This is a genomic window from Paenibacillus glycanilyticus (assembly GCF_023715145.1).
Classification (GTDB): domain Bacteria; phylum Bacillota; class Bacilli; order Paenibacillales; family Paenibacillaceae; genus Pristimantibacillus; species Pristimantibacillus glycanilyticus_A.
The window spans coordinates 41,941-68,338 of record NZ_JAMBNP010000019.1; the positions used below are offsets into that span (position 1 = coordinate 41,941).

Here is a 26,398-nt window from a genome sequence, read left to right on the forward strand (position 1 = left end):
CTTTTTAAATGACTATGGTATATATTTCAAAACGTTCTGCAGCAGAGCCTGCCGCAAATCGTTAAGATAACAATTGCTGCTGTTCGTCGATGATCGCGGATATTTCAAGGGCAGCCGCTTCATCCGTAATCAGTACATCATCATGCCCGAATTTCATGATGGCCGCTATAGCTTCGCCTTTGCTATTGCCGCCCGCGACACCAATAACAACTTCAGTCTTCACAATATCTTCGAGTCGTAATCCTACGGTCTGCATTTTGTGAACAACTTCGCCGTTACGGTCGAAATAAAAACCAAAAGCTTCTGCCAGCGCCCCGTCTGCCGCCATCGCATTCACCAGTTCAGGATTCAGCTTTCTGCGCCGGGCCATCACCATAGCGTCCCCGATCCCGTGTACGACGATTCGAGCACTTCGGACAACCTCGACAATATCGCGGATATTCGGTTCTTGCATCATGGAGGCGTAGGCTTCGTCACCAAGATGATCCGGCACGTGAAGCATCCGGTAATTGGCGCCTGTCCGCTTTGCCATGGTTGATGCAATGGTATTGGCTTGATAATCGAGACTTTCACCTAGCCCTCCTCTCGCCGGAACGAACCAATTGTTCTTCAAAGGCGCTTGCGAGGTTAACTGATTGGCTACCTGAGCGATTGTAGTACCGCCGGTAACCGCCACGACATCGCTTGGCTCCATGACTTTCTGAAGCACTTGGCAGGCCGCTCTTCCGAGCTCCCGCTTGGATTGCTCTGACTCCTCGGAATCGCCTGCTACAACAACAACCTGCGATAATCCGAAGTGCCTCCTGATCTTCTCTTCCAGATCGGACAAGCCGAATAACGTCTTATAGAAGGGCTCCAATTGTTCAAGCAGTTGTTTTCCTGATTCGCTGATCCGCATTCCCGACGTATGAATCTCAAGCAGTCCTTGCGATTTCAGAAAATCCGTCTCTGCCCTCAGTACCCGTTCCGTCATCCCTAAGGAATTCGCGAGTGTCCGCCGGCCGATCAGATCGGATAACATAACTTGGCGCAATATCGAGTAACGCTTCTTCATTACGTCAAGCAAATCTGGGAGAAGCTGCTGCTGCAGCTCAATAATGTGACGCATCCTCTACTTTTCACTCCACCCGTCAATAGGCGTAATGGGCTTTCAGGGGATGGACGTTAAACGTCCCGCATACTCACTTTAAGTCCCACCTCTATTTTAGCTAAAAACAATTCACATGGCAAGTAAGCAATTGTGGTTGTAAGCGCTTGTATTCACGATTTGCTCAAATTTATTTTTCTCATCTATCTTGCTTTCTACAAGCGATTCGCGTATACTAAGTTTTGCTGTTGCTTTACATTGTGTTTTGCGCCCGTGGTCCAATGGATATGACGTAGGCCTCCGGAGCCTGAGATCTAGGTTCGATTCCTAGCGGGCGCGCCATTCAACTTACCTTTTCGCCTATACATAAACGCTAAACCGTCCTCGATGAGGGCGGTTTTTTTGTTTTCTTTTTTTAATTATAAGTTTGCGATAGTAAGTTTGACTTTCTTTGACTTTTGTTTGGCAATCCGCTATGATGAGATTATTGCAATACCATCTTTGCTATTTTGAGGAGGGGACTTGGTTGGATATGAATTTCGTTCCTATGGTTATTGAACAGAGCAATCGCGGAGAGCGCGCTTATGACATTTACTCCCGTCTTCTGAAGGATCGCATCATCTTCCTCGGGTCAGGCGTAAACGACGTAGTGGCCAACTCCATTATTGCTCAAATGCTGTTCCTGGCAGCAGAAGATCCAGAGAAAGATATTTCTCTCTACATTAACAGCCCTGGCGGTTCCATTACGGCGGGCATGGCTATCTATGATACGATGCAATACATCAAACCGGATGTTTCGACAATCTGCGTAGGCATGGCTGCTTCGATGGGCGCTTTCCTGCTCACAGCCGGTGCCAAAGGCAAACGATATGCGCTTCCGAACAGTGAAGTCATGATCCATCAGCCGCTTGGCGGCGCCGAAGGCCAAGCTAGCGATATCGAAATTCGCGCCCGCCGCATTATCAAGATGCGCGACAAGCTGAACGGCATCCTGGCTGAGCGTTCCGGACAACCATTGGAGCGTATTGAGAAGGATACCGACCGCGACTACTTCATGAGCGCGGAAGAAGCGAGAGAATACGGCTTGGTTGATAAAGTAATCGAGCGCATCTAATAAACGAAACAACAAAAGCGGCTATGCCGGGTAGAAACCCGGCATAGCCGCTTTGTTGTTTCGCTTTTCCATTCCAATGAAAAAAGGACTATCCTACTGTCATCTGTAATGACTTAGGACAACCCTTTTTTAGACAGTAAAATGAATCTTATTGGTTCTCCAGCTCTTCCTTGCTGACGAGTGCGACTAAAGCGTTTACAGCCTGCTCTGCATCCGAGCCCTCTGCGCTAATGTGAATCTCTGTGCCCGAGCTGATCGCAAGGCTCATGATACCCATAATGGATTTCGCATTTACTTTCTTGTCGTCTTTCTCAACAAATACTTCGGAGGAAAATTTGTTCGCTTCTTGAACGAATAATGCGGCAGGTCTTGCGTGCAGACCTGTTTTAAGACGAACGACAACCGGTAGCCTTGTCATGGAAACCATACCCCCTATACTATAATAAGTCTGGCCATTCGCTTCATGCTAAGCCTGACAGAACTAATACCTTTAAAAATATAAGTATTCTTCGAAATGAAACGCGCCACGCCACCAAGGTCGGCGAAGCCGTTTCGCCTTGCATAAGACTTTTTGTTCATATTATATCATTATACCATCTGATGCACTAGGTTAAAAGTTTAGCCGTTGCGGATTTTTTCAGCAAGTTCATCAATCTTCCGCAGCCTATGGTTGACGCCTGATTTGCTGACGGTGCCTTTCAGCATCTCGCCAACTTCCTTCAGGTTCATATCGGGATGCTGCAGTCTGATCTCCGCAACCTCTCTCAGCTTATCCGGCAGGTTGTTTAGCCCTATTTCCTTTTGCAGCAGCCTAATGTTATCGATCTGACGGACGGCCGCACCAATTGTTTTATTCAAATTAGCTGTTTCGCAATTCACGATCCGGTTAACCGAATTGCGCATATCGCGCATAATCCGGACATCCTCGAACTTGAACAAAGCCTGATGGGCACCGATAATGTTCAGCAACTCGATAATTTTCTCGCCCTCTTTGATGTAGAACACGAAGCCTTTTTTCCGCTCGATACATCTTGCGTTCAAATCGAACTTGTTCGCCAGTTCAACCAAAGCCTCGCAATGCTCCTCATACATCGACGATATCTCAAGATGATAAGAAGAACCTTCCGGGTTGTTAACGGAACCGCCGGCAAGGAATGCTCCCCGCAGATAAGATCGTTTGCAGCATGACTTCTTAATGATTTCCTTATCAATACCCAAATTAAACACAAAGCCCTCAGATACAATTCGAAGCTCACTTAGTATTTCCTGTACCTTCGTCGGAATTCTGACGATATATACATTATTTTTTTTAAGCCGCATTTTTTTACGGACCAAGAGCTCCGTATGTACTGCGAAATGCTTCTTCACGAGCGAGTAAATCCGACGGGCAATTGCTGCGTTTTCGGTTGAGATGTCGAGGACGACTTTGCGGCTGGATACACTTACAGAGCCGTTCATCCGAATGAGCGCGGACAATTCAGCCCGCTCACAGCAGGTGTCCGCCTCAATCATTGTCAGCTCCTTCTTCGTTTGCGCCGCAAATGACATCGCTTGTTCACCTCTTTCTTAACATCCAGTTTTCCACTAACTTATAGATATGATGACTCAGCCGCTCCGCGTCATGCCTCAGGAAGGTACGGTACAGCACAAGACGGTCGGCAATGACCTCATGACCCATCCGGGTTACTTCGTCAACGTCCAGCGTTACCTGAGTTGACCCCATCTCCGCGTACTTATCGGACACTTCAGGCGGAATTTCACCATCATTCACGAGCACATAATCAAACAGGCTGTGGCCGATATGATCTTGCACCGCTCTCAGATGGTCACTGACCGAATATCCGTCAGTCTCTCCGGGCTGTGTCATCACGTTGCAGACAAACAGCTTAACCGCTGTTGAATCCACGATCGCTTGCGCCAGCCTAGGCACGAGCAGATTAGGTATGATGCTCGTGTATAAGCTGCCGGGACCGATCAGGATCGCATCGGCCTGTTCAATCGCTTCGATAGCCTCCGGAAGTGGCTCCACATTATCGGGCTCAACGAATACCCGCTTAATCTTCTTGCCTGCCTTCGGAATCATCGATTCCCCGACTATAATCGTTCCGTCGGTCATCTCTGCCTTCAGCACAATCGCACGGCCTGCTGCAGGCAACACGCGGCCGCGCACGGCCAGCACCTTGCTGAGCTCGCGGATACCCGTTACGAAATCGCCCGCAATATCCGTCATCGCAGCCAGCATCAGATTGCCCAGGCTATGTCCGGCGAGTCCGGTTCCACTGGAGAACCGGTACTGCAGTACTTCGGTCAATAACGGCTCCGCGTCCGCAAGAGCCATAATGACGTTCCGGATATCGCCCGGCGGAGGTATCTGCAGCTCATTGCGCAGAATCCCCGAGCTGCCGCCGTCATCGGCGACAGTTACAATCGCTGTAATATCCAGCGGCTTCTCCTTAAGCCCGCGCAGCATAACCGACAGGCCGGTACCGCCGCCTACCACAACGATCTTGGGACGCCTTATTATTTTTTGCCTACTCTGCATCCAATCACCCCGTCAATGCTTATCGCGGTCAGCATCGCGGTGGCTGACGCGTACCCGTTCCGTATCACTGCTGCCGAGCATGCGACCCAAATATTCCGCAATCGCAACCGAGCGGTGCTTGCCGCCCGTACACCCGATGCCGATAACGACTTGGCTCTTGCCTTCTTTATGATAAAGAGGGAGTAAGAACTGAAGCATATCGAGCAGCTTGGTCAGAAAGGCTTGCGTCTCCGGCCATTTCATGACATAGTCATACACTTCCGGATTCTGCCCGGTATTCGGACGCAGATGATCCACATAATGAGGATTCGGTAAAAAACGAACATCGTAAATCAGATCGGCGTCAATCGGAATACCGTACTTGAAGCCAAACGAAGTCACGTTCACGGAAAGGCTGTTGTTCTCTAAATTCGTGAACCGCGAAATAATGCGTTCCTTCAGCTGTGTCGGCTTAATCGTGCTCGTATCGATAACCTGCGAAGCCGAGCCTTTCAAATCCTCCAGCATTCTTCTCTCAAGACGGATACCCTCAAGCGGCATGCCCTCCGGAGCAAGCGGATGCCGGCGGCGACTTTCCTTGTAACGCTGGACAAGCACTTCGTCCGTTGCATCCAGGAACAGAATTTCGCAGCTGATCGTGAAATGATCTTTGATAAAGTTTAATGATTCCGATAAGGCTGTAAAAAATTCGCGGCCCCTAAGATCAATAACAAGGGCTACTTTGCCGATCTTGCCGTTCGACTGCTCAATCAGCTCCGCAAATTTAGGGATAAGCACCGGCGGTAAATTATCAACGCAGAAAAAGCCAAGATCCTCAAGGCTCTGTACGGCAATCGTTTTGCCCGCGCCGGACATCCCTGTAATGATAACAAGCTTTGACATCGCTCCCGTTTCCATTGCTGCACCCTCTTTCCCCATCGTAACGCTGTTCATAGTCACTAGGACCGTAAGATAAGACCCGCTGCGCCTACAACGCCGGCATTATTGCCAAGCGTAGCCGCAACGATCTTCACGCCTTCCTGCGCCTCTTTCTGCGTATACTTCGCGAATACCTCGCGAATCTGGTCGAACAGGAAATCGCCTGCTTTCGACACGCCGCCGCCGATGATAAAGCATTCCGGATTCAGCACGACAGCCATCAGTGCCATCGATTTGCCGAGGTAATAAGCTGCACGGCTAACGATACGCGAAGCAACCTCATCGCCCGCTTTCGCAGCGTCGATAACATCTTTCGCCATAATATCTTCTACGGTCGACAGGGTTGTACGGTCACCGCGCTCAACAGCGTCCTTCGCCATGCGGATAATGCCCGTAGCCGAGGATACCGATTCGAGGCAGCCCATTTTGCCGCAGCCGCATTGGATCGCTTCCAGATCAGGCACGATCGCAATATGTCCCAGCTCGCCGGCCATGCCCGCGAAGCCTTCCACGATTTTGCCGCCGATGATAATGCCGCCGCCAACACCAGTACCAAGTGTATAGCAGACGCAGTTATCGATGCCTTTGCCCGCACCCGCCCATGCTTCACCAAGCGCAGCAACGTTCGCATCATTATTTACGAGCACTTTAACCTGAAGTTCCTTCTCGAGGAATTCCTTCAAGTGCACATTCTCAATTTTCAAGTTGCCCGAAAATTTCACAATACCGTTCGGGATGTCAAGGAAGCCGGCGATCCCTACGCCAACGCCTTCAACTTGCTCCCACGCAAACGATGATTCGGCAACAATGTTCCGCGCGTACTGCGCAATATTATGAAGGATGGTGTCCGTACCTTTACTTGTTTCCGTCGGCCCCTCGTAAGTATGGAGCAAATCTCCATCCACATTACAAATCCCAACTTTAATAGCGGTGCCGCCGACATCGACTCCAACGTAAATCTTCTCAGACATTACTAGTCCACCTCATTAATATGTTATCTGCTCTTTTACCAACTATAAGCGAATGCCCTATTCCGGTCAAGATAATCGCCGTCCCAGTGTTTCCCTCTGGTCATCGGCATTTGGCAATAAAAAGCCCTCTCCAGAGAGGGAAAGGGCTGACTCAAACCGTTGTGTTAATGCGAGCCGCTGCTTTCGAGGAATCGTTCGCAGTCAAGCGCCGCCATACAGCCGCTTCCCGCTGCCGTAATCGCTTGGCGGTACTTGTTGTCCTGTACGTCGCCGCATGCGAATACGCCCGGTACGTTCGTCTCGGAGCTGCCTGGCTTTACCTTAATGTAGCCATGCTCATCGGTGTCGATCTGGCCGTTCAGAAACTTCGTGTTAGGCGTATGGCCAATGGCGATAAAGACGCCGTCCGTTTGGATCGTTTCTTCTTCGCCCGTAGCGTTGTTGCGGACTTTCAGTCCCGTTACGCCCATGCCGCTCGCCACGACCTCAACCGGTGTTTTGTTCAAACTCCAGCTGATTTTCTCGTTATCGCGCGCGCGGTCCTGCATGATCTTCGAAGCACGAAGCTCATCACGGCGGTTCACAAGCTCAACATTCGTTGCAAAACGAGTAAGGAAGTTCGCCTCTTCCATCGCGGAGTCGCCGCCGCCAATAACCACAATCTTCTTGTTGCGGAAGAAGAAGCCGTCGCAGGTTGCGCAGGTGCTTACGCCGCGTCCAACATTGTCTTTCTCCCCGGGGATGCCGAGCCATCTAGCCGATGCGCCAGTCGAGATGATGATGGTCTCGCCCACGAATTCGCCTTTTCCTTCGACTTGAAGCTTGAACGGACGCTCGGACATATCCACGCTGTTAACCCAGCCTGTAATGAATTCCGCGCCAAAGCGCTCTGCCTGCTTGCGCATATTAGCCATCAGCTCAGGGCCCATAATCCCGTCAGGGAAGCCCGGGAAGTTCTCGACCTCCGTTGTGGTTGTAAGCTGGCCGCCCGGCTCCGGTCCTTCAATAATGAGAGGCTTCATGTTCGCGCGTGCCATATAGATCGCTGCTGTGAGACCGGCTGGGCCGGTTCCGATAATAATGGATTTGTACATGGTTGTCCTCCTAAAAGTGGCGCATTTTTTTGAGTCGCACTGATGTCGCTGCACGAACAACATCGCAGGAATTTTAAGTCGTCCAACCAACTGACGGTTGGAAGGGGAAAGATAAGAGCCCTACAATATATTCTTATTATATATAAGTTTGCCCGGGAAAAACAAAACGCACTTAGGGAACCATATCCTAAGTACGTTTTGATCATGGGCGAGATGCTCTATTCGAGATGGTCCAAGGAGAAAACCGAGCTGATCGATTTCATCTTTTCCTTAATCCCGCAGACCTCGTCGATTTTTTTGGCGTTCTTGCTGACCGTCGCAATGGAAACACCATACCGCTCCGATATTTCGGGATACGATGTCGTCCGGCGGTGCATCTTAGCCGTCAAATATTCAAGCGCCGCAGCCCAGCCCTCGGGCTTAGTCAGCTTAGGCACTTCCGGGTACAGCCTCGAGAGGAATTCCACCCACAGGGTCATTAGGTCATACTGCTGGACTAGGTCGAAGCGTTTGTTCACCCGGGACATCGCAGCTTCCACGACTTCCTGCCACTTGTCTTCCCACACGGGCAGACGTGACGGAACGCGGTTCGGCTCGATCACCGTAGCCTTGCCTTCCAGTACAGCATGAAGCGGCTCCTGTACGCCGATCGTACGAAGCACAAATACGGCAATCCGCTTCAAGTAATCATCTTCGTCCGCTTCAACGAGGAAGGCGCGAAGAACATCCTTCACTTCGTTATCGGCAATCATGCCAAGCGCCTGAATCACCTGCAGCTTCGTGTTCTGGTCGCCATGGCGGAGTGCCCAGAAGAACGATGAGCGAACCAGAGGATCTCGCTTCAAATGCTCGGGAAGTCCGTCCGAGGAATTTTCCCACAGCTTGAACTGCTCCTCGAAAGGCAAATGATAATGATAGCTTACCGATGCGTTCTGATCGCCGGTTTTGATTAATGCCAGCTGCTCCATGTAATAACGCGGGATATCCGAATCCGGATCCAGCTTCGCCGCCTGCTTCCAGAGGCGCTCAGCCTCGACGTAACGGCCGATATGGCAGGCAGCTACAGCCGCGTAGTGATAGAGGCAAGGATCAAGGTTAAGCTCCACGTCCTTCAGAAGGCGGGTGAAATGGCGGTACGCCGATTCATGCTCGCCCAGAATGCCCATTGTAGTAGCCAGCTTGAACACATGCTCCTGATGGAACGGTGCTGTTTTGCGCAGCAGATCAAGCAATGGAGTAAGACTAGCCGTATCCCCCGCATGCTGATAGAAAATCCCCAGATTGCAAAGGGCATGCAAATTACCCGGCTCTAGCTCCAGCGCCTCCCGGATCGTTTCCATCGCTTTGTCGAACATGCCCATATAGTAGTAGGCCAGCGCCAGGTTGTTGCGGGCAGCAAGAAACTCCGGCTGTTCCTGAATAATCTTCTCCAAGATACGGACCGCTTCCGTAAACTTGCCTTCTTCCAGAAGCTTGCGCGCCTGGTCATGCTCGACCATTCCTTCGCGCGCTTTGATATTCGTCAGCGGTGCTGGACGATCCAGCTCATAATGGAGGAGCTCCATCATTTCCTCGGCTTCATCGAGGTATTGGCCGTCCGCATCTTCCTCCAGGTAATGAACCAGCGCGCCTTCGGCCGCTTCGTACATCTCCATGTTGGCATAATTATTGGCCATGTAGAAATGGCATTCCGTCATCGTCGGATCCAGCTCATCGACAATCCATTTCAAAATCCGATTAGATTCTTCATAATTGCCCATCTCCGACATGATGCCTGCCATATTGCAATGATTAACCGGATTTTCCGGTTCATACTCCACGGCACGCCGGAAATACTTCAGTGCCTTGTCATAGTGGTAACGATCCAACGAGCGAACTGCCCGCTCGAAAAAGAACGTGGCGTCCCATTGTATCGGTATGATCTTGGCTGTCTGTCCTATGGCTTCACGTTTCTTCTCTTTCACCTGGCAAGGCACCTCCCGGAACTTGATTTTCTACGATTATACCATAGCAATGCCTATCCTAACACGAAAGAATATGTGGGAAAATCGCGAACGTAAGGAAAATACGCCCGCGATTTTCTGTCATTGCCATATTCGATTAAACGCCGCCGTTTGTTTTGAAGAGGGTGCTGATCGACCCGCCTTCAATGATAATGCGGGTTGCTTCCGCAAGCAGCGGAGCTACCGACAATACGGTGAACTTCTCCGGATGATCCTCTGGCAGAGAGATCGAGTCCGTCACGATAATTTCTTTGATATGAGGATGATTCAAACGCTCAATGGCATTGCCCGAGAACAGCGGGTGAGTTGCGCATACGTAGACGTCTGCCGCTCCGCGCTCCTTCAAGCTTTCAACAACGTTGACAATCGTGCTGCCCGTATCGATCAAGTCCTCGATGATAATCGCGGTTTGACCCTCTACATCGCCGATTACATGGGTAATCGAGGATTCGTTGTGCGCAGGGCGCTTCTTGATCATAATAGCAAACGATGTGTCCAGGTTGTTTGCAAGCTTTTCTGCTGTGGATGCACGGCCAGCGTCCGGAGATACGACTACCGGATTCTGGATGTTCTTCGACTTCAGATAGTCACTGATCAGATCCAGCGCTGTCATATGGTCTACCGGAATATTGAAGAAGCCTTGAATAGCCGGCGCATGAAGGTCAATCGTGATGACACGGTTTGCGCCAACCGTAGTGAGAACGTCTGCCACCATTTTCGCGGAGATCGGCTCCCGCGGAGCTGCCTTGCGCTCTTGGCGCGCATAGCCGTAATACGGCATGATGATGTTGATCGTTTTCGCGGATGCCCGCTTCGCTGCGTCAATCATGACGAGCAATTCGACAAAATGCTCGTTGATCGGATGCGAGAACGATTGAACGAGGAACACATCGCAGTTACGAATGGTTTCTTCATAATGGACGTAGATCTCCCCGCTCTTGAAACGGGACATTTTGATGGCGCCGAGTGTCAATCCCAGATCACCGGCGATCTTTTGAGCCAACGCGGGATTGGACGAACCCGAAAAAATACGCAACTTGTCGCTAAACATGATACCCTCCTGAGCGTTTTAAACCAATAATTTGACATGAAGTCCATGCTTTGCATGGGGCAAAGCCTTCGTCAATTGCCCGACGCTTACATACTGCGTCAAGCTTGTTCCATACTATTATACATCTAATTTACTATAATTCAAAAATCGACTAATACCAATTTTCGCCGTTCAAACGTCGCCAGCTGAGAAAAACCGACATCTTTCAACACCGCACGCGCTTGATCTAAATATTGTCCCAGTCGTTCTGGCTGATGCGCATCCGAACCAATAGTGATTGGAATGTTCAATTCTTTGGCGTATTCGAGCATTCTGCGGCTTGGAAACATCTCTTCAACCGGCATCCGAAGACCGGATGCATTCAGCTCGATCGCCATGCCATGACGCTTCACCGCTTCAAGCGCAGCGTTCTCCAGATGCGTGACATCGCCTTCAGCCTTGAAGCCGAATCGTTTGATGACATCAATATGGCCGATATAGTCGTAAAAGCCTGTCGCTGCCGCCTTGGCCACCGCATCGTAATACTGCTCATACACCTTCATTCTATCCTTGCCTTCCCAGCCATGGGTCTGACGGAAGTCCGTAATATCCCATTCCCCCAGAAAATGAACCGACCCTATCACATAGTCAAACGGATAAGCAGCAATGATCGTTTCAATTTTTTCTTCCTGGCCTTCGATATAATCGCCTTCAAGACCAACGCGGATGTCGATCCGGCCTTTATATTTCTCTTTCAGTGCGAGGCATTCTTCTACGTACCGGGGGAGCTCCTCCATCGGCATCGCCATTTCGGGATAATACGTTGCGGGATCCACATGAAGCAGCGGCATATGGTCGGAAAGACCGATCTGCTCAAGACCGATCTCTATCCCCTTCTGTACGTATTCCTCCAGCGTGCCGACAGCATGTCCGCAGCGGGCATGATGGGTATGATAATCGATAAACATGTGCATACCGGCCTTTCTTTGATCAAAATAAATGGCAGGAGCGAGAGCTTACTTGCCAGCCTGCTCTCTTCTCATCGCATTGTTCGTCGCGGGTTTGCCATGGCGGCCTTGAAGCTCAGCCATCACGTCATCAAGCGGCAGGCCGCGCTCGCGCAGCAGCACCAGCAAATGGAACAGCAGATCGCTTGCTTCAGAGCGAAGCTCGTCATTATCGTTGTTTTTGGCAGCGATAATGGCTTCGGTCGCTTCTTCCCCGACTTTTTTCAATATTTTATCGAGGCCCTTCTCGAACAGATACGTCGTATAAGCGCCTTCCGGACGCTCTGCATAACGCTTGGCGATGACGCTCTCGAGCTCGCCGAGAATGGCGAAGCGGTCATCTGACGTTGGCGTATTGCCCGCCTCGGCGCCAGCTACTTCGATCTCGTTAAAGAAACAGGAGTAAGAGCCCGTGTGGCAGGCAGGACCCTTCTGATCCACGCGGACCAGAAGCGTATCCGCGTCGCAGTCATACGACAAAGATCGAATCTGCTGGGTATGGCCGCTGGTTGCCCCTTTGTTCCACAGCTCATTGCGGGAGCGGCTCCAGAACCAGGTCACGCCAGACTCCACAGACAGCTGCAGAGACTCCTTGTTCATATAAGCAAGCATCAATACTTCTTTGCTCTGCGCGTCCTGTACGATAGCCGGAACAAGGCCGTCCTCGCTCCACTTGATGCGCTCTGCCAATTCCGTCATCGCACTTCCACGCCTTTCTGTCTCAGATCATCCTTTACTTCGCGGATCGTCATTTCCTTGTAGTGGAAAATCGTCGCGGCAAGACCCGCATCCGCATGCCCTTCCTCGAATACATCCGAGAAATGCTCAATTCGTCCCGCTCCGCCCGAAGCAATAACCGGGATGCTGACCGAATCCGATACCGCACGGGTCAGCTTCAGATCGAAGCCGTCCTTGGTACCGTCGGCATCCATGCTCGTGAGCAGAATCTCCCCCGCGCCTAGGCGTTCGATTTCATGAGCCCACTCCAGTACTTTAATGCCCGTCTCTTTACGGCCGCCATGGGTAAACACTTCCCATTCGCCCCAAGCTTCGTTGTACTTCGCATCAATGGCTACAACGATACATTGCGAGCCGAATTTGCGGGCGCCGTCGCTGACAAGGGACGGATTCAGAACCGCCGCCGTGTTGATGGCGATTTTGTCCGCTCCTGCGCGAAGCAGACGCTTCATATCGTCCACATGGGAAATACCGCCGCCAACCGTGAACGGAATCGTAATCTCTCCGGCGGTACGCTTCACGACTTCAATCATCGTGGCACGCCCTTCCACCGAAGCCGAAATATCGAGGAAGACCAGCTCGTCGGCGCCCTCCTGATCGTAAGTGGACGCAAGCTCAACCGGGTCCCCCGCATCGCGCAGGTTCACGAAGTTGACTCCTTTGACAACCCGTCCGTCCTTCACGTCCAGACATGGAATAATACGTTTCGCCAGCATTTCGTGCACGCTCCCCTCTCGTTCATACGCTAATAATCTGATCTATTTATCGCTGTACAACCGGGCTTCCCGTCAGTGCCAGGAAGTTGCCCAGCAGCTTCATGCCAAGCTCACTGCTTTTCTCCGGATGGAACTGCATGCCGTATACGTTATCTCTGCCAACAATCGCCGTCACCTGCTGATGATAATCCGTTGTAGCCAGAAGATCGCTAGCTACCTCAGGCTTTGCGTGGTAGGAGTGTACGAAGTACACGTGCCCTTCCTCAAGGCCTTTGAACAGCGGACTGTCCGATTTCAGGAAGTTCAGCTTGTTCCAGCCCATATGAGGCACCTTGTAATCGCCCTGGAAACGGATGACCTTGCCCGGAAGCAGATTAAGCCCTTCGTTTATGCCATGCTCTTCGCTTTGGCTGAACAAGAGCTGCATGCCCAGGCAAATGCCCATCAGCGGCTTGCCGGAAGCGGCATAAGCTTTTGTCGCCTCATCCAGCTTTGTTTCGCGAAGGTTCTCCATTGCGTCGCCAAACGCGCCGACGCCAGGCAGAATTGCTCCGTCCGCCGCAGCAATAACGGCCGGATCAGCCGTTACCGCCGCTTCGTAACCAAGGCGTTCTACCGCTTTGCTTACGCTGTGAAGATTGCCCATGCCGTAATCGATGATCGCGATCATGCTACAGCACTCCTTTCGTTGAAGGCACTCCTTGTACACGAGGATCGATGGTTGTCGCTTCGTCGATCGCGCGTCCCAGGGCTTTGAACACCGCTTCGATCATATGATGCGTGTTCTTGCCGTAGTGTACGATGACATGAAGCGTAATGCGCGCTTCCAGCGCAAGCTTCCACAGGAATTCATGCACCAGCTCCGTCGAGAAGCTGCCGACTTGCGCCGATGGATATTCCGCGCGGTATTCGAAATGCGGGCGGTTGCTGACATCGATAATAACTTGAGCCAGCGCTTCATCCATCGGTACAAATACGCTCGCATAACGCTTAATGCCGCGTTTGTCGCCAAGCGCTTCGCGCAAGGTTTGACCGAGGCAGATCCCGATATCCTCAACGGTGTGGTGATCGTCAATGTCGATGTCGCCGCGCGCTTCAACGGTCAGGTCGAATTGGCCATGCTTAGTGAATAGGTCAAGCATATGGTTCAGGAACGGAACATCCGTCTCGAGCTTTGCTTCGCCCGTACCGTCTACTGCAAAGCTAAGCTTAATATCCGTTTCGTTTGTTTTGCGTGCAATTTCAGCTTTCCGTTGTGTATCAGCCACTTATAATTCCTTCTTTCTATAATAAATAGTTCGTTCTGTTCTCTATTGCTTGCCTTCCTGCTCCAGACGGATCTGGATTGCGCGGGCATGCGCCTCCAGCCCTTCATGGCGGGCAAGCGTCATAATGCTATTGCCGTTCTTCAGCAGCGCTTCCTTGCTATAGTAGATCAGGCTCGACTTCTTCAGGAAGTCGTCCACGTTCACCGGCGAGGAGAAGCGCGCGGTCCCGTTCGTCGGGATAATATGGTTAGGTCCGGCAAAATAATCACCAACCGGCTCCGAGCTGTATGGTCCGAGGAAAATCGCTCCGGCATTCTCGATAAGGCCAAGCAGGCTCATCGGATCAGCCGTCAATACTTCAAGATGCTCAGGTGCCAGCTTGTTTACGACAGCGATACCCGCTTCGATAGACTCAACGAGCAGTATAGCCCCGTAGCTGTCGATGGAAGCACGCGCGATCGCTTCCCGCGGCAATGTAGCAAGCTGGCGCTCCACTTCAGCAGCCACCGCTGCTGCCAGCGTCCCCGACGGCGTCACGAGAATCGCGGACGCCATCTCGTCATGCTCCGCCTGCGACAGCAGGTCGGCCGCGATGTACGAAGCATTGGCGCCTTCATCCGCCAGAACGACGATTTCGCTTGGTCCGGCAATGCTGTCGATATCAACCGCGCCAAACACGGAGCGCTTCGCCAGCGCAACGTAAATGTTGCCCGGTCCGCAGATCTTATCGACCGGCGCAATCGTTGCCGTGCCGTAGGCCAGCGCGGCAATCGCCTGCGCGCCTCCGACCCGGTACATCTCCTTCACGCCGGCTTCCGCAGCGGCGACGAGAATATACGGGTCGATACCTTCCTTGCCGCCTGTCGACGGCGGCGTTACCATGACAATCTCCGGCACGCCGGCAACCTGTGCCGGAATCACGTTCATCAGCACGGACGACGGGTAGGCCGCTTTGCCTCCGGGCACGTAGACGCCGACCCGCTTCAGCGGCCGGAGAATCTGCCCGAGCATCGTACCGTCCGGCTGCAGATCCATCCACGAGTTACGCATCTGCTTCTCGTGGAATACCCGAATGTTCACGGCTGCCTCTCGGATCGCCGTGAGGAACGCGGCGTCGACTCTATCATACGCCGCCTGAATCTCCTCTTGCGTCACGCGCAGCGACGACGCATCAAGCTGGACGCGGTCCAGCTGCTCCGTGTATCGCAGCAGCGCCGCATCCCCTTCCGTCCGGATCGCTTCCACGATCTGACGGACGGTTTCATTTTGCTCCGGCGTTCCGTACTCCACCTCGCGCTGCAGCCCAAACTGCTCCGCCTTCATAATCCGCATAGCCCAAGTCCCCTTCCTCACTGTCATTTATCTATTTGAAACAACTTTGTTATACCTTAGCTGCAATCGTATCCTGAAGCAGATCGCACAAGCCTTGAATGGCTTCGTTCTTCATCCGGTAGCTGACGCGGTTCGCAATCAGGCGGCTCGTAATCGGGAAGATGGACTGCATTTCGACCAGTCCGTTCTCGCGCAGCGTCTGACCCGTTTCCACCATATCGACGATGCGGTCCGCCAGGCCAATCAGCGGTGCCAGCTCGATGGAGCCGTTCAGCTTTATTACTTCCACCTGCTGACCCAGCTCGCGGAAGTATTGCGATGCCACATTCGGATATTTCGTTGCAACACGCGGATTAATTACCGGCTTCCAGTCTGCCAGACCAATAACGGACATGCGGCATTTTGCAATGCCGAGATCCAGAAGCTCGTAGACGTCCTTATTTTCTTCCATCAGCACGTCCTTGCCTACAATCCCGATGTCGGCAACGCCGTATTCCACGTAAGTTGGAACGTCAACCGGCTTCGCCATAATAAATTCCATGCCTACTTCAGGCAGCTCGATAATAAGCTTGCGCGTATCATCGAAGTCGCTCGGAATCGGCAGTCCCGCTTCACGGAACAGCTTCGAAGCCTGTTTATAGATGCGGCCCTTTGGCATCGCAACCTTAATAATGTCTTTTTTCGCTTCGCTCATTGCCAGCTGCCTCCTGCCCTATTCTCTACGCCGCTGATAAACGGCAATCCTGTCGTGTATGCCATGCCTTTATAAGTAAACGAGCTTCCGCCAAGCCCCTTCCAATCCTCTTCTGTCATTCGCTCCGTAACAACCGCCGTTCCTTGTTCGCGAAGCTGCTGCGCCGCTTGAAGAGCCTCTGCGCGGCCTTCGCCGTCATAACCGATCAGAACGCGCTGATCGCCAGCTGTGTCCTCTTCAGCGCCAACCAGCTCAAGAATGCGTGTTGTCTTCAGCGCAAAGCCCGTAGCCGGCGCTGGACGCCCGAATTGGCTGAGCAGATTGTCATAACGTCCGCCGCTTACCACCGGGAATCCGAGATCTGCCGCATAGCCCTCGAACGTCATGCCCGTGTAATAAGAGAAATCGCCAATCATCGTCAGATCGATCAGCACATGCTCACAAACGCCGTAAGCCTTGAGCACATCCCAAATCTCGCATAGATGCCGGATCGACTTCTGCGCTGTCGCATCAGCGCTAAGCTGCAGCGCCTGCTCGCAAATCTCCTGTCCGCCGCGCAGACGGAGTATGCCTTCCAGCTCCCGCTGTACGGGCTCTTCGAGCTTAAGCTCGCGCAGGCTCTCTCGGTATCCAACATAATCGCGGCTCAGCAGGCAGGCCTTCAGCTGCTCCTGCGCCTCTTCGCGGCCTGCCAGCGTCTCCTCGAACAAACCGTTCAAGAAGCCCACATGGCCAATCGCGATTTTGAAGCGGTCAACACCTGCCGCTTTAAGCGATGCGATAGCCAGCGCTACCACTTCCGCATCCGCTTCGGCAGACGCATCGCCAACAAGCTCTACGCCCGTTTGGAAAAATTCAGCCTCGCGGCCGGATTCTTCCTCAATAGAGCGGAAGACATTCCCGTGATAGGACAAACGCAGCGGGAACTGCGACTCCTTCAGGAGCGAGGATACGACGCGTGCAATGGGAGCCGTCATATCCGAACGCAGTACAAGCGTAGTGCCCCGGTTATTTAGCAGCTTGAACAGCTTCTGGTCCGATGTGGAGCTAGCGACGCCTACAGTATCGTAGTATTCCATCGTTGGAGTAATAATTTGTTCGTAGCCCCAGCCCTTCATGCAGGCGAGCACATCACGTTCAATATGGCGCAGCTTAGCTACTGCGCCCGGAAGATAATCTTTAACGCCAATCGGCTTCTCGAATACTTTTGGTTTGGACATCTCTATTCACCTTCAAATACTTTAGTATATTAAAGCACTACCATGTTACCATGCTAACAAAATAAAGGGTTAGTCGTAATATTAGCATGAACCTTCGCATCCGTCAAGACGACTGGGCTTGTCTTCCAGTCATCGGATATCCAGCAAGAAAGCCCCGCTATCCGAGCTCTTTGACGAGCGCGAATAGTGAGGCTTTTCCCCTTGCGTTGCATGCCTTCTGTTATGATTTCAACAGATGGACCGGCCTGTCGTCATCCTTATGCTCTGCGGCGCCAGTCCGCTTGATATCCCGGATTGGATTACCGCCAACAAAGGCATGCGCAGGCACGTCCTTATGGACGACCGAGCCCGCCGCGATAACGGCATGATCCCCGATCGTAACACCGGGCAGAATCGTGGAGTTGGCGCCAATCATTACGTTCGACCCAATCTTCACATTGCCAAGCCGGTATTCCTTGATCAGATATTCATGCGTCAGAATCGTTGTATTATAGCCGATGATCGTATTATCCCCGACTTCAATCCGTTCCGGGAAGAATACGTCCACCATGACCATTAATGCAAATGCCGTCTGCTTCCCGACCTTCATGCCGAGAATCCGGCGATAGATCCAATTCTTCACCGTTAGCTCCGGGCAATACCGGGCCAGCTGAATGGCGATAAAATTGCGTACCGCTTTGAACCGGCTTACCGTACGATACATTTGCCATAGCGCATTAGGTCCTTCCACCGGATAACGCTCCACGTTTCGCACAAGGCTATCGCTCCATTCCTGCGAATGCGTACAACTCGCGCATATCATTAATGATATACTGCGCACCGCTCTCCTTCAGCAGCTCCCGGCCTTTCAGCGACCAGGCTACGCCAACAGGGATAACTCCCGCTTCCTTGGCGGAGATCATGTCAACCGCGCTGTCACCAATCATAATGGTTGTTGCCGGATCCGCATTTAGCATTTCAAGAGCCATCCGTACCGGCTCGGGATGCGGCTTCGGATTCACGACATCATCCACCGTGACAAAGGCATCGACATAATCATACAACCCGCAGAACTTCATACCGCGCTCTGTCGACATCCGGATCTTGGTTGTCACCACGCCAATCTGAATGCCCTGCTCATGCAGGTCCTTCATCACTTCATTCGTGTAAGGAAACGGCCGCAGCAGTTCATCATGAAGCTGCGTGTTAATGGCACGGTAGGCTTTTATCAGATGGTCAACATCCTCAAGACCCGTGAAATTCTGAAATTGCGCCTGAAGCGTAAGTCCCATGCTCGGAATAATATGCTCCCTGCCGAAGTCCTCCGGTACTAGACCTTTCAACGATTCCATAAAAGAGCGGATAATCAATTCATTCGTATCCATGATCGTGCCGTCCAAATCGAACAGCATCGTCCGTATATTGCCCGTCATACCTAGATTCACTCCTACTGCTCTTAAGACTTACAGGTTGTCCGTTTTAGCATCCGATGCAGGCGCCGCCGTTTCCTTCGTGGATACGATCGGATCCTGGTAGCGGACTGTTGCCGTTCCTGACGTACGGCGTACAACGATAAAGATAATGGCCGCAATGATCAATAGGACCGCAAGCAGCTGCGAAATCCGCACATCTCCGTAAGCCGGATCAAGGAACCCTTGCTCAAATCCAAACCATGTCATCGGCGTCCATAGAGCATCCATTAAGGAACCCAGCGCGCCCGGACCTTCGAAGGCCAAGCTGTCCGTGCGGATGCCTTCGATAAAGAAGCGGCCGATCGAGTACCAGATGAAGTAGATCGCCACAAGCTCACCTGCGCGAAGGAATTTCTGACGGCGGATAACCAGCAGAATGATAATGCCTACCAAGCTCCACAGCGACTCATACAGGAAGGCGGGATGGTGATACGCCCCCTCGCTAGCCACATACATTTGATTCACAATAAAATCAGGCAGATGCAGCGTATTCCGCAGAAAGCTCTCGTCCACCGGACCGCCATAGGCCTCCTGGTTCATGAAGTTGCCCCAACGGCCAATCATTTGGCCGGCAAGCAGTCCTGGCGCGCATATATCCACCATCCGCCAGAACGAATATCCTTTATAACGGAAGTAAAAATACCCGCATATAAAAGCTCCGATCAAGGCGCCGTAGATGGCAATCCCGCCGTTCCAGATTTTGAAGACGTCCATCAGATTATTTTTGTACTCATCCCATGTGAACGCCACATAATAAATTCTCGCGCAAATAACAGCCGACGGCACGCCAAGCAGCAGCAGGTCCATGAAAAACTCCGGCTTGATGCCGAATCTTTTCCCTTCCTGTACCGCCAGCAGCAAGCCAACCAAAGCTGCCGTACCAAGAATGATGCCGTACCAACGCACATGAATGTCCCCGATGGAAAATGCCGTTGGATCAATCAACAGATTCATTGTTCCGTGCTCCTTCTATAATAGGTCTATTCCTGCAATCCATTGCCTAAATCGATCAATCAAAATCATCCGTATCCTCTGCAATCGTTTCCGTCAGCTTGTTCGTAAATTGCAGAGCCGCGTTGTACCCCATCCGTTTCAGACGGAAGTTCATCGCCGCTACTTCGATAATGACTGCCAAGTTTCGGCCAGGGCGAACAGGTACCGTCACAAGCGGTACATCCGTATCAATAATTCGAGTCTTCTCTTCATCCAGGCCCAGGCGATCGTACTGTTTGTCCTGCTGCCAGTTCTCGAGCTTGATGACGAGGGTAATGCGCTTACTTGTCCGCACCGCACCGGCGCCAAACAATGTCATGACGTTGATAATACCAAGGCCGCGAATTTCAAGAAGATGGCGAATCAGCTCCGGCGCGCTGCCGAACAGCTGTCCATCCGATGTCTGGCGGATTTCTACCGCATCATCGGCTACAAGACGATGGCCGCGCTTCACCAGCTCAAGGGCCGTCTCGCTCTTGCCGATGCCGCTTCCGCCAGTAATCAGCATGCCAACGCCATACACATCAACAAGTACGCCATGAATCGTAGCGGTTGGAGCAAGCTTTTTCTCCAGGAAGTCCGTAATCCGGCTCTGCAGGATTGTAGTCGCCACATTGCTGCGCAGTACGGCGATTTGCGTCTTATTCGAGTACTCGACCAATTCATCCGGAGCTTCCATCCCGCGCGTCAAAATAATACAAGGCGTATTCTCATGGCACAGCTGTTCAAAACGGCATCTTCGCTCTTCGCTCGTCAGCGTGCTGAGGAACGTAAGCTCTGTCTTGCCGAGCAGCTGCACGCGCTCATGCGGGTGATAATCGAAATATCCTGCCATCTCCAGGCCTGGACGATACAGATCATCAACCAGAATAGAACGCTTCAAGCCGTCTTCGCCGGATACGATCTCCATTGAGAAATGTTGCACTAGCTCCGATACTTTCACTTTTTTAGCCATCGAACGGCCTCCTCACTTGCGTTCCAATTAAGTTATATGAAGGGTGTAATCCATTACCAATAGCTTCATCGTAAAGGAAAAAAGCGCCGAACGCAACGTTTCTCCGTCGCTCAGCGCTTTTCGTCATTTTCTAACCACGTTCACGGGTTCTTCGACATATTCCTTTTCACCATTAGTTAGGTATTAGAGCTGTTAGATAAAATAAAAAGGCCGCCTCCCATTCGGGAGACAGCCTTGTTGTAATTATAAGAATTAGTTTTCGAAGATGTTCAGCTCGGACTCTTTGTCGAACATATGAACTTTGTTCATGTCCAGAGCAAGCTTAACGCTGGAACCGTCACGCAGAGTCGAACGGCCGTCAACGCGAGCGATTACTGTGTCAGAACCGATACCGTTCAGGTACAGGTACATTTCGTGACCAAGGTTCTCAGCTACCTCAACGTTAGCGTTTACGATTGTGTTCGGGGAAGCTTCCAGGAACACTGGCTCTTCGTGAAGATCTTCCGGACGGATGCCCAGGATTACTTCTTTGCCTACATAACCTTTGGAGCGAAGTGTAGCTGCTTTACCTTCAGGTACTGCAACGTCAACGCCAGTAGTTTTGAACTTCAGCGAGCCGCCTTGATCAGTAAGCGTACCCGTGATGAAGTTCATCGAAGGAGCGCCAATGAAGCCCGCTACGAAGATGTTTACTGGGTGGTTGTACAGCTCTTCAGGAGAAGCTGTTTGTTGAATGAAACCGTCTTTCATAACTACGATACGATCGCCCATTGTCATTGCTTCGATCTGGTCATGCGTTACGTAGATAGTAGTTGTTTCAAGACGTTTAGTCAGCTTGCTGATCTCAGCACGCATTTGACCACGAAGTTTAGCATCCAAGTTGGAGAGTGGTTCGTCCATCAAGAATACTTGTGGTTCACGAACGATAGCGCGTCCCAAAGCTACACGTTGACGTTGACCGCCGGAGAGAGCTTTTGGTTTACGATCCAGCAAATGCTCGATATCAAGAATTTTAGCAGCTTCACGAACGCGTTTGTCGATGTCTGCTTTTTTGAATTTACGAAGTTTAAGACCAAATGCCATGTTTTGATAAACGTTCATGTGCGGGTACAAAGCGTAGGATTGGAATACCATCGCGATGTCACGGTCTTTCGGTGCTACGTCGTTTACAACGCGGTCGCCGATGTACAGTTTACCCTCGGAGATTTCTTCAAGACCTGCGATCATACGAAGAGTTGTCGATTTACCACAGCCGGAAGGTCCTACCAGTACCAAAAACTCTTTGTCCTTAATGTCAAGGTTAACATCAGTTACCGAAGCTTTGTCGGAACCCGGGTATTTTTTGTAAATGCCTTCTAAACGTACGCCTGCCATTTGAATGTCCCCCTAAAAGAAAATTTCTTATGGGTATATCTTATCTCACGGGCTCGTTTGTGACTATGCACAAACTTTACAAAAAAACTAATTCCTTTTCGTAACTTTGTACAATAGTAAAATTATTTTGACTAAAACAGCATCTCGGAATTGCCGGACATCCAATCCGGTTTCCTGTTTTAATTTATCTAGACGATATAATAAAGTATTCCGGTGAATATAAAGTTTCTTTGCCGTTTCGCTGACATTGCAGTCAAGCGAGAAGAACGTCTCCAGCGTTGCCAGCATTTCAGCCTCTACGAACAATTCCGTCCGCTTAAGCGCATGTTCCAGATAACGCGAGCGTTGAACCTCCGGAATCGCATTAAGCAGCCTTTCCAGCTGAAGCATCCAAGGCAAATGTATGCTTGTCCCGACATGGAACTTGCGGCCAAGATTAATGGTCTCGCGAAGCAGTACGGTTGTCTCCACAATTCCTTTGGCCGGACACACCGGGTGAGCGACAGCCAGATGGCATTCGCCAATCCATTCACTTGCCAGCATCTCGTGCAAGCCATGGCAAATCGAAGACAGACTGTCTTCAACCGTTTCTTCATCCTCATCATCCATAAATTCGCTGTCTGCTTCTTTTAATAATGAAACGGGTCCCCAAATGAGCCACTCTTGATTCTTAAGCGGAATAAGCAAAATATCCTCGGCAAGGAAGGAACGAAGAAGCTTTTCCAATTCGGGATAGGATGCCTGCTTGCCATTTGTGTATTCCGTCACTAATAAGAAAGGAATCATTTCTGCGAACAGCTTCCCGCCGGCAGTAAGATGATCGGGAATGGAATAGGAAGGCTCCTCCGACTCGAGCTGCTGCTGAATCCATTCGCTCAGCTTTAAGGCAAACGATTCGCTTTCTGACAGCGTACCCGGTTTGACGGCCTGCTGTTGGGCTTGATTCCATTGCAACGTCCATGTAATCAGTTCTGCTTCCGCCGGCTTGAGCTCTCCCTCGATTTCGAGCGCCTCCACAGCATTGCCCGTTACCCGGACAACAATCCATGTCCTTCCGTTATTCGCTGCGCGATTGCCTTCCGTAACTTTTTCGCGGTTATCGTCATGAGCCCAGCTTGTATCTGCTTGCTGTACAAGACCCTTCCAATCCGATAATGAGAACGTAATGAACCGAACCTGACAGTTCAAAATGTGCTGCAGCGGGGTTAACCAATCTGTCGTGCTCATTTTACATTACTCCAATCTCCAGCTCCAAGAATGACGCTTTTTTTCGTCATTGTAACACAAAACCACTGCTCGTTCAGCCTTTCATTACAAGCAGCAGGATAGACAGCAAGGAGAACAGCGCCGCAATCAGATACATAAAGGAGACCGTCTGCACCTGAGTCAACCCCCAGCGCATAAGGGCATGATGGGTGTGAAGCTTATCTGCCTGGTGCAGTCCCTTCCCGGTAGCCAGCCTGCGCAGCATAACAATAACAGTATCCAGAATCGGCAAACCTAATGCGAGCAACGGCACAAGTATCGTAATAAAAGTCGCCTTCTTGAATGCTCCGTCTATTGCTATTACCGCAAGCGTATAGCCCAAAAAGGTAGCGCCGGCATCCCCCATAAAAATTCTCGCAGGGTGGAAATTGTAGATCAGAAATCCGATGCACGAGCCGCCTATAATTATCGCTATGACACCAATATCAGCCTGACCCTTGATTAGAGCCGTTACAAACAGCGTAAGAGAGGACAAGGTACATACGCCCGAAGCCAGTCCATCTACGCCATCAATGAAATTGATCATATTAATAAGGGCAAAAATCCATATAATCGTTCCGATCCAATCAATCCATACCGGAAAGCCGACAAAATGACCATTAGCCGGATTCATCACGCCATCCATATGAATACCGAACAAGAGCGGTATTGTCGATACCCCTAAGTAAATAATGACCCTTGGCCAGACGGGAAAGTCTTTCCCCTTCGCCTTGAACGAGTCATCCAATAAGCCAATGCACACTAGCAGCGCACCGCCAACGATAATGCTTAAGCTGAGAGATGTAATCCCCTGAAAAGCAATAATCGTCACAACACATGCAGCGTAGAGAGCCGCGCCGCCCATTAGAGGAATAGGCCGGTTATGGATTTTACGCCAATTTGGGCGGTCGACTATGCCGTATTTAAGAGCTATCTTTTGCATAACAGGCACAATTAAAATCGTCAGAACGGCACTCATGCCAACAGCCAGCCAATACATCATTCGAATGTTCCCCTTCGTCTGTCATATCATTTGTTATAGCTGTTCAACATTGTTCCCTACCATGAGGAAAAAAATGATCAAAATCTCCTCCTGTGGCGTTATAATGTGTTTGACGACCGAAAATGTTCATGTTAGGATTAATTCACAGTTTACATATCGGAATTTATGATAATTAGAGGAGTGGATATAATGTCTCAAGTTGTTATTTTGTCTGGCAGCCCTAATCCCGGTTCGCGTTTAACGGGTATCACGCAATATGTAGAATCGCATCTCTCGGACAAGGGGATTTCCTTCAGCCATGTTACTGTTGCTTCTCTGCCAGCTGAAGACCTTATCCATGCTCGCTTTGACAGCCCTGCCATCGTTGAAGCTGCTGCTATCGTCGAAGCCGCAGACGTTGTTATTATTGCAAGTCCCGTATACAAAGCATCCTTCACCGGCGTACTTAAAACTTTCCTTGACCTTCTTCCGCAAAAGGGACTTTCTGATAAATTCGTTACTCCGTTGTTCATCGGCGGTACAATCGCACACCTGCTATCCATTGATTACTCGCTTAAACCCGTTCTGTCCGCATTAAATGCCAAGCATTTCGGCAGCGGTGTATATGCAATTGATTCGCAGATCGCACGAGTAGATGCAGGTGTTGGCGAATCCCAGTTCGAGCTTAATGAAGAGCTTAAACAACGTCTGGATGCTTCTGTTGCAGAGATTGTCGAAGAGCTTCATATCCGTAAAATCAAATAAACAAACAAAAAGGCTTGAAGGATCACGGGTCCTTCAAGCCTTTTTGTTTCTATATTAACGCATCAAAAAACCCGCAGACCGAAGTCTACGGGTTGGACGTTTAAATAAATGGTGAGCCATGAAGGACTCGAACCTTCGACACCCTGATTAAAAGTCAGGTGCTCTACCAACTGAGCTAATGGCTCTCAATAATGAGAATTGGTGGAGGGTGATGGATTCGAACCACCGAACCGTGAGGAAGAGATTTACAGTCTCCCGCGTTTGGCCACTTCGCTAACCCTCCAAATGCAAATGGTGGCTCGGGACGGAATCGAACCGCCGACACGAGGATTTTCAGTCCTCTGCTCTACCAACTGAGCTACCGAGCCATATTTGAATTTTGAAAAAAATGGCGGAGCTGACGGGATTCGAACCCGCGGTCTCCTGCGTGACAGGCAGGCATGTTAGGCCTCTACACCACAGCTCCATGGATTATTGCAAAAACATATATGGTGGAGGCTGAGGGGATCGAACCCCCGACCCTCTGCTTGTAAGGCAGATGCTCTCCCAGCTGAGCTAAGCCTCCTGATATATGGTAGCGGCGAAGGGGATCGAACCCCCGACCTCACGGGTATGAACCGTACGCTCTAGCCAGCTGAGCTACACCGCCACGCTTGTCCTACTAGTGTCACTTACAGTCCGTAGGAGTACTGTAAGATCAGAGCATTGCGCCCTGAAAACTGGATGCGAAAGTTTGAATCTTTAAGCAATGCTTATGAGTAAATCATAAGTCTTTAGGATAAGCCCTCGACCGATTAGTATTCGTCAGCTCCACACATTGCTGTGCTTCCACCCCGAACCTATCAACCTCGTCGTCTTCAAGGGGTCTTACTAATTGGGAAATCTCATCTTGAGGGGGG

Annotated in this window: 26 protein-coding genes, 7 tRNA genes and 1 rRNA gene; 3 read left to right on the forward strand and 31 right to left on the reverse strand. The window is 51.0% G+C overall.

Features of this window, described 5'->3' with window-relative positions; genetic code table 11:
• Positions 1-61: 61 nt before the first annotated feature.
• Positions 62-1,108, reverse strand: a complete 1,047-nt coding sequence (locus M3194_RS29250) for a sugar-binding transcriptional regulator (RefSeq protein WP_251657682.1) — start codon at positions 1,106-1,108, stop codon at positions 62-64.
• Positions 1,109-1,354: 246 nt separating this feature from the next.
• Here M3194_RS29250 and M3194_RS29255 point away from each other — a divergent pair.
• A tRNA-Arg gene (locus M3194_RS29255) sits at positions 1,355-1,429 on the forward strand.
• A gap of 190 nt (positions 1,430-1,619) precedes the next feature.
• Complete coding sequence (gene clpP, locus M3194_RS29260) at positions 1,620-2,201, forward strand: ATP-dependent Clp endopeptidase proteolytic subunit ClpP (RefSeq protein WP_251657706.1); 582 nt, start codon at positions 1,620-1,622, stop codon at positions 2,199-2,201.
• Between the two features lie 148 nt (positions 2,202-2,349).
• Here the strand turns inward: clpP and M3194_RS29265 are convergent, their stop codons facing one another.
• The 23 genes from M3194_RS29265 to M3194_RS29375 form a co-directional block, all read right to left on the reverse strand.
• On the reverse strand, positions 2,350-2,619 hold the full coding sequence (locus M3194_RS29265; RefSeq protein WP_012772176.1) for an HPr family phosphocarrier protein: 270 nt from the start codon (positions 2,617-2,619) through the stop codon (positions 2,350-2,352).
• 200 nt (positions 2,620-2,819) lie between these two features.
• On the reverse strand, positions 2,820-3,749 hold the full coding sequence (gene whiA / locus M3194_RS29270; protein WP_251657683.1) for a DNA-binding protein WhiA: 930 nt from the start codon (positions 3,747-3,749) through the stop codon (positions 2,820-2,822).
• 7 nt (positions 3,750-3,756) lie between these two features.
• A complete protein-coding gene (locus M3194_RS29275) occupies positions 3,757-4,743 on the reverse strand; it encodes a gluconeogenesis factor YvcK family protein (RefSeq protein ID WP_285889638.1) in 987 nt (328 codons plus the stop codon).
• Between the two features lie 12 nt (positions 4,744-4,755).
• Positions 4,756-5,640, reverse strand: a complete 885-nt coding sequence (gene rapZ / locus M3194_RS29280) for an RNase adapter RapZ (RefSeq protein WP_251657684.1) — start codon at positions 5,638-5,640, stop codon at positions 4,756-4,758.
• Positions 5,641-5,681: 41 nt separating this feature from the next.
• Positions 5,682-6,632 carry an ROK family glucokinase gene (locus tag M3194_RS29285; RefSeq protein WP_251657685.1) on the reverse strand — a complete coding sequence of 317 codons (951 nt, stop codon included), beginning with the start codon at positions 6,630-6,632 and terminating at the stop codon, positions 5,682-5,684.
• Positions 6,633-6,796: 164 nt separating this feature from the next.
• Positions 6,797-7,726, reverse strand: coding sequence for a thioredoxin-disulfide reductase (gene trxB / locus M3194_RS29290; RefSeq protein WP_251657686.1), 930 nt, complete (start codon positions 7,724-7,726; stop codon positions 6,797-6,799).
• A gap of 218 nt (positions 7,727-7,944) precedes the next feature.
• A complete protein-coding gene (locus tag M3194_RS29295) occupies positions 7,945-9,690 on the reverse strand; it encodes a tetratricopeptide repeat protein (RefSeq protein WP_251657687.1) in 1,746 nt (581 codons plus the stop codon).
• A 136-nt stretch (positions 9,691-9,826) separates the two neighbouring features.
• Entirely contained in the window at positions 9,827-10,780 is a 954-nt protein-coding gene (locus M3194_RS29300) for a ribose-phosphate diphosphokinase (RefSeq protein ID WP_251657688.1), read from the reverse strand.
• Between the two features lie 140 nt (positions 10,781-10,920).
• On the reverse strand, positions 10,921-11,727 hold the full coding sequence (hisJ, locus tag M3194_RS29305; RefSeq protein ID WP_251657689.1) for a histidinol-phosphatase HisJ: 807 nt from the start codon (positions 11,725-11,727) through the stop codon (positions 10,921-10,923).
• 48 nt (positions 11,728-11,775) lie between these two features.
• Complete coding sequence (gene hisIE, locus M3194_RS29310) at positions 11,776-12,465, reverse strand: bifunctional phosphoribosyl-AMP cyclohydrolase/phosphoribosyl-ATP diphosphatase HisIE (RefSeq protein ID WP_251657690.1); 690 nt, start codon at positions 12,463-12,465, stop codon at positions 11,776-11,778.
• Positions 12,462-13,220, reverse strand: coding sequence for an imidazole glycerol phosphate synthase subunit HisF (gene hisF / locus M3194_RS29315; RefSeq protein WP_251657691.1), 759 nt, complete (start codon positions 13,218-13,220; stop codon positions 12,462-12,464). The genes hisIE and hisF overlap by 4 nt, the downstream gene beginning before the upstream one ends.
• Before the next feature lie 46 nt (positions 13,221-13,266).
• Complete coding sequence (gene hisH / locus M3194_RS29320; protein WP_251657692.1) at positions 13,267-13,890, reverse strand: imidazole glycerol phosphate synthase subunit HisH; 624 nt, start codon at positions 13,888-13,890, stop codon at positions 13,267-13,269.
• Position 13,891: 1 nt separating this feature from the next.
• A complete protein-coding gene (gene hisB, locus M3194_RS29325) occupies positions 13,892-14,488 on the reverse strand; it encodes an imidazoleglycerol-phosphate dehydratase HisB (protein WP_251657693.1) in 597 nt (198 codons plus the stop codon).
• A gap of 42 nt (positions 14,489-14,530) precedes the next feature.
• Positions 14,531-15,820, reverse strand: coding sequence for a histidinol dehydrogenase (gene hisD / locus M3194_RS29330; protein ID WP_251657694.1), 1,290 nt, complete (start codon positions 15,818-15,820; stop codon positions 14,531-14,533).
• 49 nt (positions 15,821-15,869) lie between these two features.
• On the reverse strand, positions 15,870-16,514 hold the full coding sequence (gene hisG / locus M3194_RS29335) for an ATP phosphoribosyltransferase (RefSeq protein WP_251657695.1): 645 nt from the start codon (positions 16,512-16,514) through the stop codon (positions 15,870-15,872).
• Positions 16,511-17,734 (reverse strand): ATP phosphoribosyltransferase regulatory subunit, encoded by a 1,224-nt coding sequence (locus M3194_RS29340; RefSeq protein WP_251657696.1) that lies wholly within the window; start codon positions 17,732-17,734, stop codon positions 16,511-16,513. The genes hisG and M3194_RS29340 overlap by 4 nt, the downstream gene beginning before the upstream one ends.
• 220 nt (positions 17,735-17,954) lie before the next feature.
• Entirely contained in the window at positions 17,955-18,488 is a 534-nt protein-coding gene (locus M3194_RS29345) for an acyltransferase (RefSeq protein ID WP_251657697.1), read from the reverse strand.
• Positions 18,489-18,492: 4 nt separating this feature from the next.
• The gene (ppaX, locus tag M3194_RS29350; protein WP_251657698.1) at positions 18,493-19,146 is read right to left on the reverse strand and encodes a pyrophosphatase PpaX; all 654 of its coding nucleotides are present in this window, start codon (positions 19,144-19,146) and stop codon (positions 18,493-18,495) included.
• 30 nt (positions 19,147-19,176) lie between these two features.
• The gene (gene lgt, locus M3194_RS29355; protein WP_251657699.1) at positions 19,177-20,139 is read right to left on the reverse strand and encodes a prolipoprotein diacylglyceryl transferase; all 963 of its coding nucleotides are present in this window, start codon (positions 20,137-20,139) and stop codon (positions 19,177-19,179) included.
• A 55-nt stretch (positions 20,140-20,194) separates the two neighbouring features.
• Entirely contained in the window at positions 20,195-21,133 is a 939-nt protein-coding gene (gene hprK, locus M3194_RS29360) for an HPr(Ser) kinase/phosphatase (RefSeq protein ID WP_251657700.1), read from the reverse strand.
• Positions 21,134-21,385: 252 nt separating this feature from the next.
• Positions 21,386-22,507 (reverse strand): ABC transporter ATP-binding protein, encoded by a 1,122-nt coding sequence (locus tag M3194_RS29365; RefSeq protein WP_251657701.1) that lies wholly within the window; start codon positions 22,505-22,507, stop codon positions 21,386-21,388.
• 87 nt (positions 22,508-22,594) lie between these two features.
• Positions 22,595-23,734 carry a PucR family transcriptional regulator gene (locus M3194_RS29370; RefSeq protein ID WP_251657702.1) on the reverse strand — a complete coding sequence of 380 codons (1,140 nt, stop codon included), beginning with the start codon at positions 23,732-23,734 and terminating at the stop codon, positions 22,595-22,597.
• A 73-nt stretch (positions 23,735-23,807) separates the two neighbouring features.
• The gene (locus M3194_RS29375) at positions 23,808-24,755 is read right to left on the reverse strand and encodes an MraY family glycosyltransferase (protein WP_251657703.1); all 948 of its coding nucleotides are present in this window, start codon (positions 24,753-24,755) and stop codon (positions 23,808-23,810) included.
• A 189-nt stretch (positions 24,756-24,944) separates the two neighbouring features.
• On the opposite strand from M3194_RS29375, the gene ssuE reads away from it, so the two are divergent.
• Positions 24,945-25,499 (forward strand): NADPH-dependent FMN reductase, encoded by a 555-nt coding sequence (gene ssuE, locus M3194_RS29380; RefSeq protein WP_251657704.1) that lies wholly within the window; start codon positions 24,945-24,947, stop codon positions 25,497-25,499.
• 109 nt (positions 25,500-25,608) lie between these two features.
• On the opposite strand, the gene M3194_RS29385 is transcribed toward ssuE, so the two are convergent.
• From M3194_RS29385 to M3194_RS29415, 7 genes are all read right to left on the reverse strand, one after another.
• A tRNA-Lys gene (locus M3194_RS29385) sits at positions 25,609-25,684 on the reverse strand.
• A gap of 14 nt (positions 25,685-25,698) precedes the next feature.
• Positions 25,699-25,782 (reverse strand) — tRNA-Tyr (locus M3194_RS29390).
• Positions 25,783-25,791: 9 nt separating this feature from the next.
• A tRNA-Phe gene (locus tag M3194_RS29395) sits at positions 25,792-25,867 on the reverse strand.
• A gap of 21 nt (positions 25,868-25,888) precedes the next feature.
• Positions 25,889-25,965 (reverse strand) — tRNA-Asp (locus M3194_RS29400).
• A gap of 23 nt (positions 25,966-25,988) precedes the next feature.
• Positions 25,989-26,064: transfer RNA gene (locus tag M3194_RS29405), tRNA-Val, on the reverse strand.
• 7 nt (positions 26,065-26,071) lie between these two features.
• A tRNA-Met gene (locus tag M3194_RS29410) sits at positions 26,072-26,148 on the reverse strand.
• A 125-nt stretch (positions 26,149-26,273) separates the two neighbouring features.
• Positions 26,274-26,398, reverse strand: a 23S ribosomal RNA gene (locus M3194_RS29415); the annotation flags it as partial.

Bases quoted from the DNA above. Each gene is read 5' to 3' on its own strand.
- M3194_RS29365 (WP_251657701.1), bottom strand. From the start codon at position 22,507: ATGGCAGGCGTACGTTTAGAAGGCATTTACAAAAAATACCCGGGTTCC.
- M3194_RS29285 (WP_251657685.1), bottom strand. From the start codon at position 6,632: ATGTCTGAGAAGATTTACGTTGGAGTCGATGTCGGCGGCACCGCTATT.
- ppaX (WP_251657698.1), bottom strand. From the start codon at position 19,146: ATGACGGGCAATATACGGACGATGCTGTTCGATTTGGACGGCACGATC.
- M3194_RS29300 (WP_251657688.1), bottom strand. From the start codon at position 10,780: ATGTTTAGCGACAAGTTGCGTATTTTTTCGGGTTCGTCCAATCCCGCG.
- hisG (WP_251657695.1), bottom strand. From the start codon at position 16,514: ATGAGCGAAGCGAAAAAAGACATTATTAAGGTTGCGATGCCAAAGGGC.
- lgt (WP_251657699.1), bottom strand. From the start codon at position 20,139: ATGAATCTGTTGATTGATCCAACGGCATTTTCCATCGGGGACATTCAT.
- hisD (WP_251657694.1), bottom strand. From the start codon at position 15,820: ATGCGGATTATGAAGGCGGAGCAGTTTGGGCTGCAGCGCGAGGTGGAG.
- M3194_RS29250 (WP_251657682.1), bottom strand. From the start codon at position 1,108: ATGCGTCACATTATTGAGCTGCAGCAGCAGCTTCTCCCAGATTTGCTT.
- M3194_RS29375 (WP_251657703.1), bottom strand. From the start codon at position 24,755: ATGATGTATTGGCTGGCTGTTGGCATGAGTGCCGTTCTGACGATTTTA.
- trxB (WP_251657686.1), bottom strand. From the start codon at position 7,726: ATGTACAAATCCATTATTATCGGAACCGGCCCAGCCGGTCTCACAGCA.
- ssuE (WP_251657704.1), top strand. From the start codon at position 24,945: ATGTCTCAAGTTGTTATTTTGTCTGGCAGCCCTAATCCCGGTTCGCGT.
- M3194_RS29340 (WP_251657696.1), bottom strand. From the start codon at position 17,734: ATGTCCAAACCAAAAGTATTCGAGAAGCCGATTGGCGTTAAAGATTAT.
- hisF (WP_251657691.1), bottom strand. From the start codon at position 13,220: ATGCTGGCGAAACGTATTATTCCATGTCTGGACGTGAAGGACGGACGG.
- M3194_RS29370 (WP_251657702.1), bottom strand. From the start codon at position 23,734: ATGAGCACGACAGATTGGTTAACCCCGCTGCAGCACATTTTGAACTGT.
- M3194_RS29265 (WP_012772176.1), bottom strand. From the start codon at position 2,619: ATGACAAGGCTACCGGTTGTCGTTCGTCTTAAAACAGGTCTGCACGCA.
- hisH (WP_251657692.1), bottom strand. From the start codon at position 13,890: ATGATCGCGATCATCGATTACGGCATGGGCAATCTTCACAGCGTAAGC.
- hisIE (WP_251657690.1), bottom strand. From the start codon at position 12,465: ATGACGGAATTGGCAGAGCGCATCAAGTGGAGCGAGGACGGCCTTGTT.
- hisJ (WP_251657689.1), bottom strand. From the start codon at position 11,727: ATGTTTATCGATTATCATACCCATCATGCCCGCTGCGGACATGCTGTC.
- clpP (WP_251657706.1), top strand. From the start codon at position 1,620: ATGAATTTCGTTCCTATGGTTATTGAACAGAGCAATCGCGGAGAGCGC.
- M3194_RS29275 (WP_285889638.1), bottom strand. From the start codon at position 4,743: ATGCAGAGTAGGCAAAAAATAATAAGGCGTCCCAAGATCGTTGTGGTA.
- rapZ (WP_251657684.1), bottom strand. From the start codon at position 5,640: ATGGAAACGGGAGCGATGTCAAAGCTTGTTATCATTACAGGGATGTCC.
- hprK (WP_251657700.1), bottom strand. From the start codon at position 21,133: ATGGCTAAAAAAGTGAAAGTATCGGAGCTAGTGCAACATTTCTCAATG.
- whiA (WP_251657683.1), bottom strand. From the start codon at position 3,749: ATGTCATTTGCGGCGCAAACGAAGAAGGAGCTGACAATGATTGAGGCG.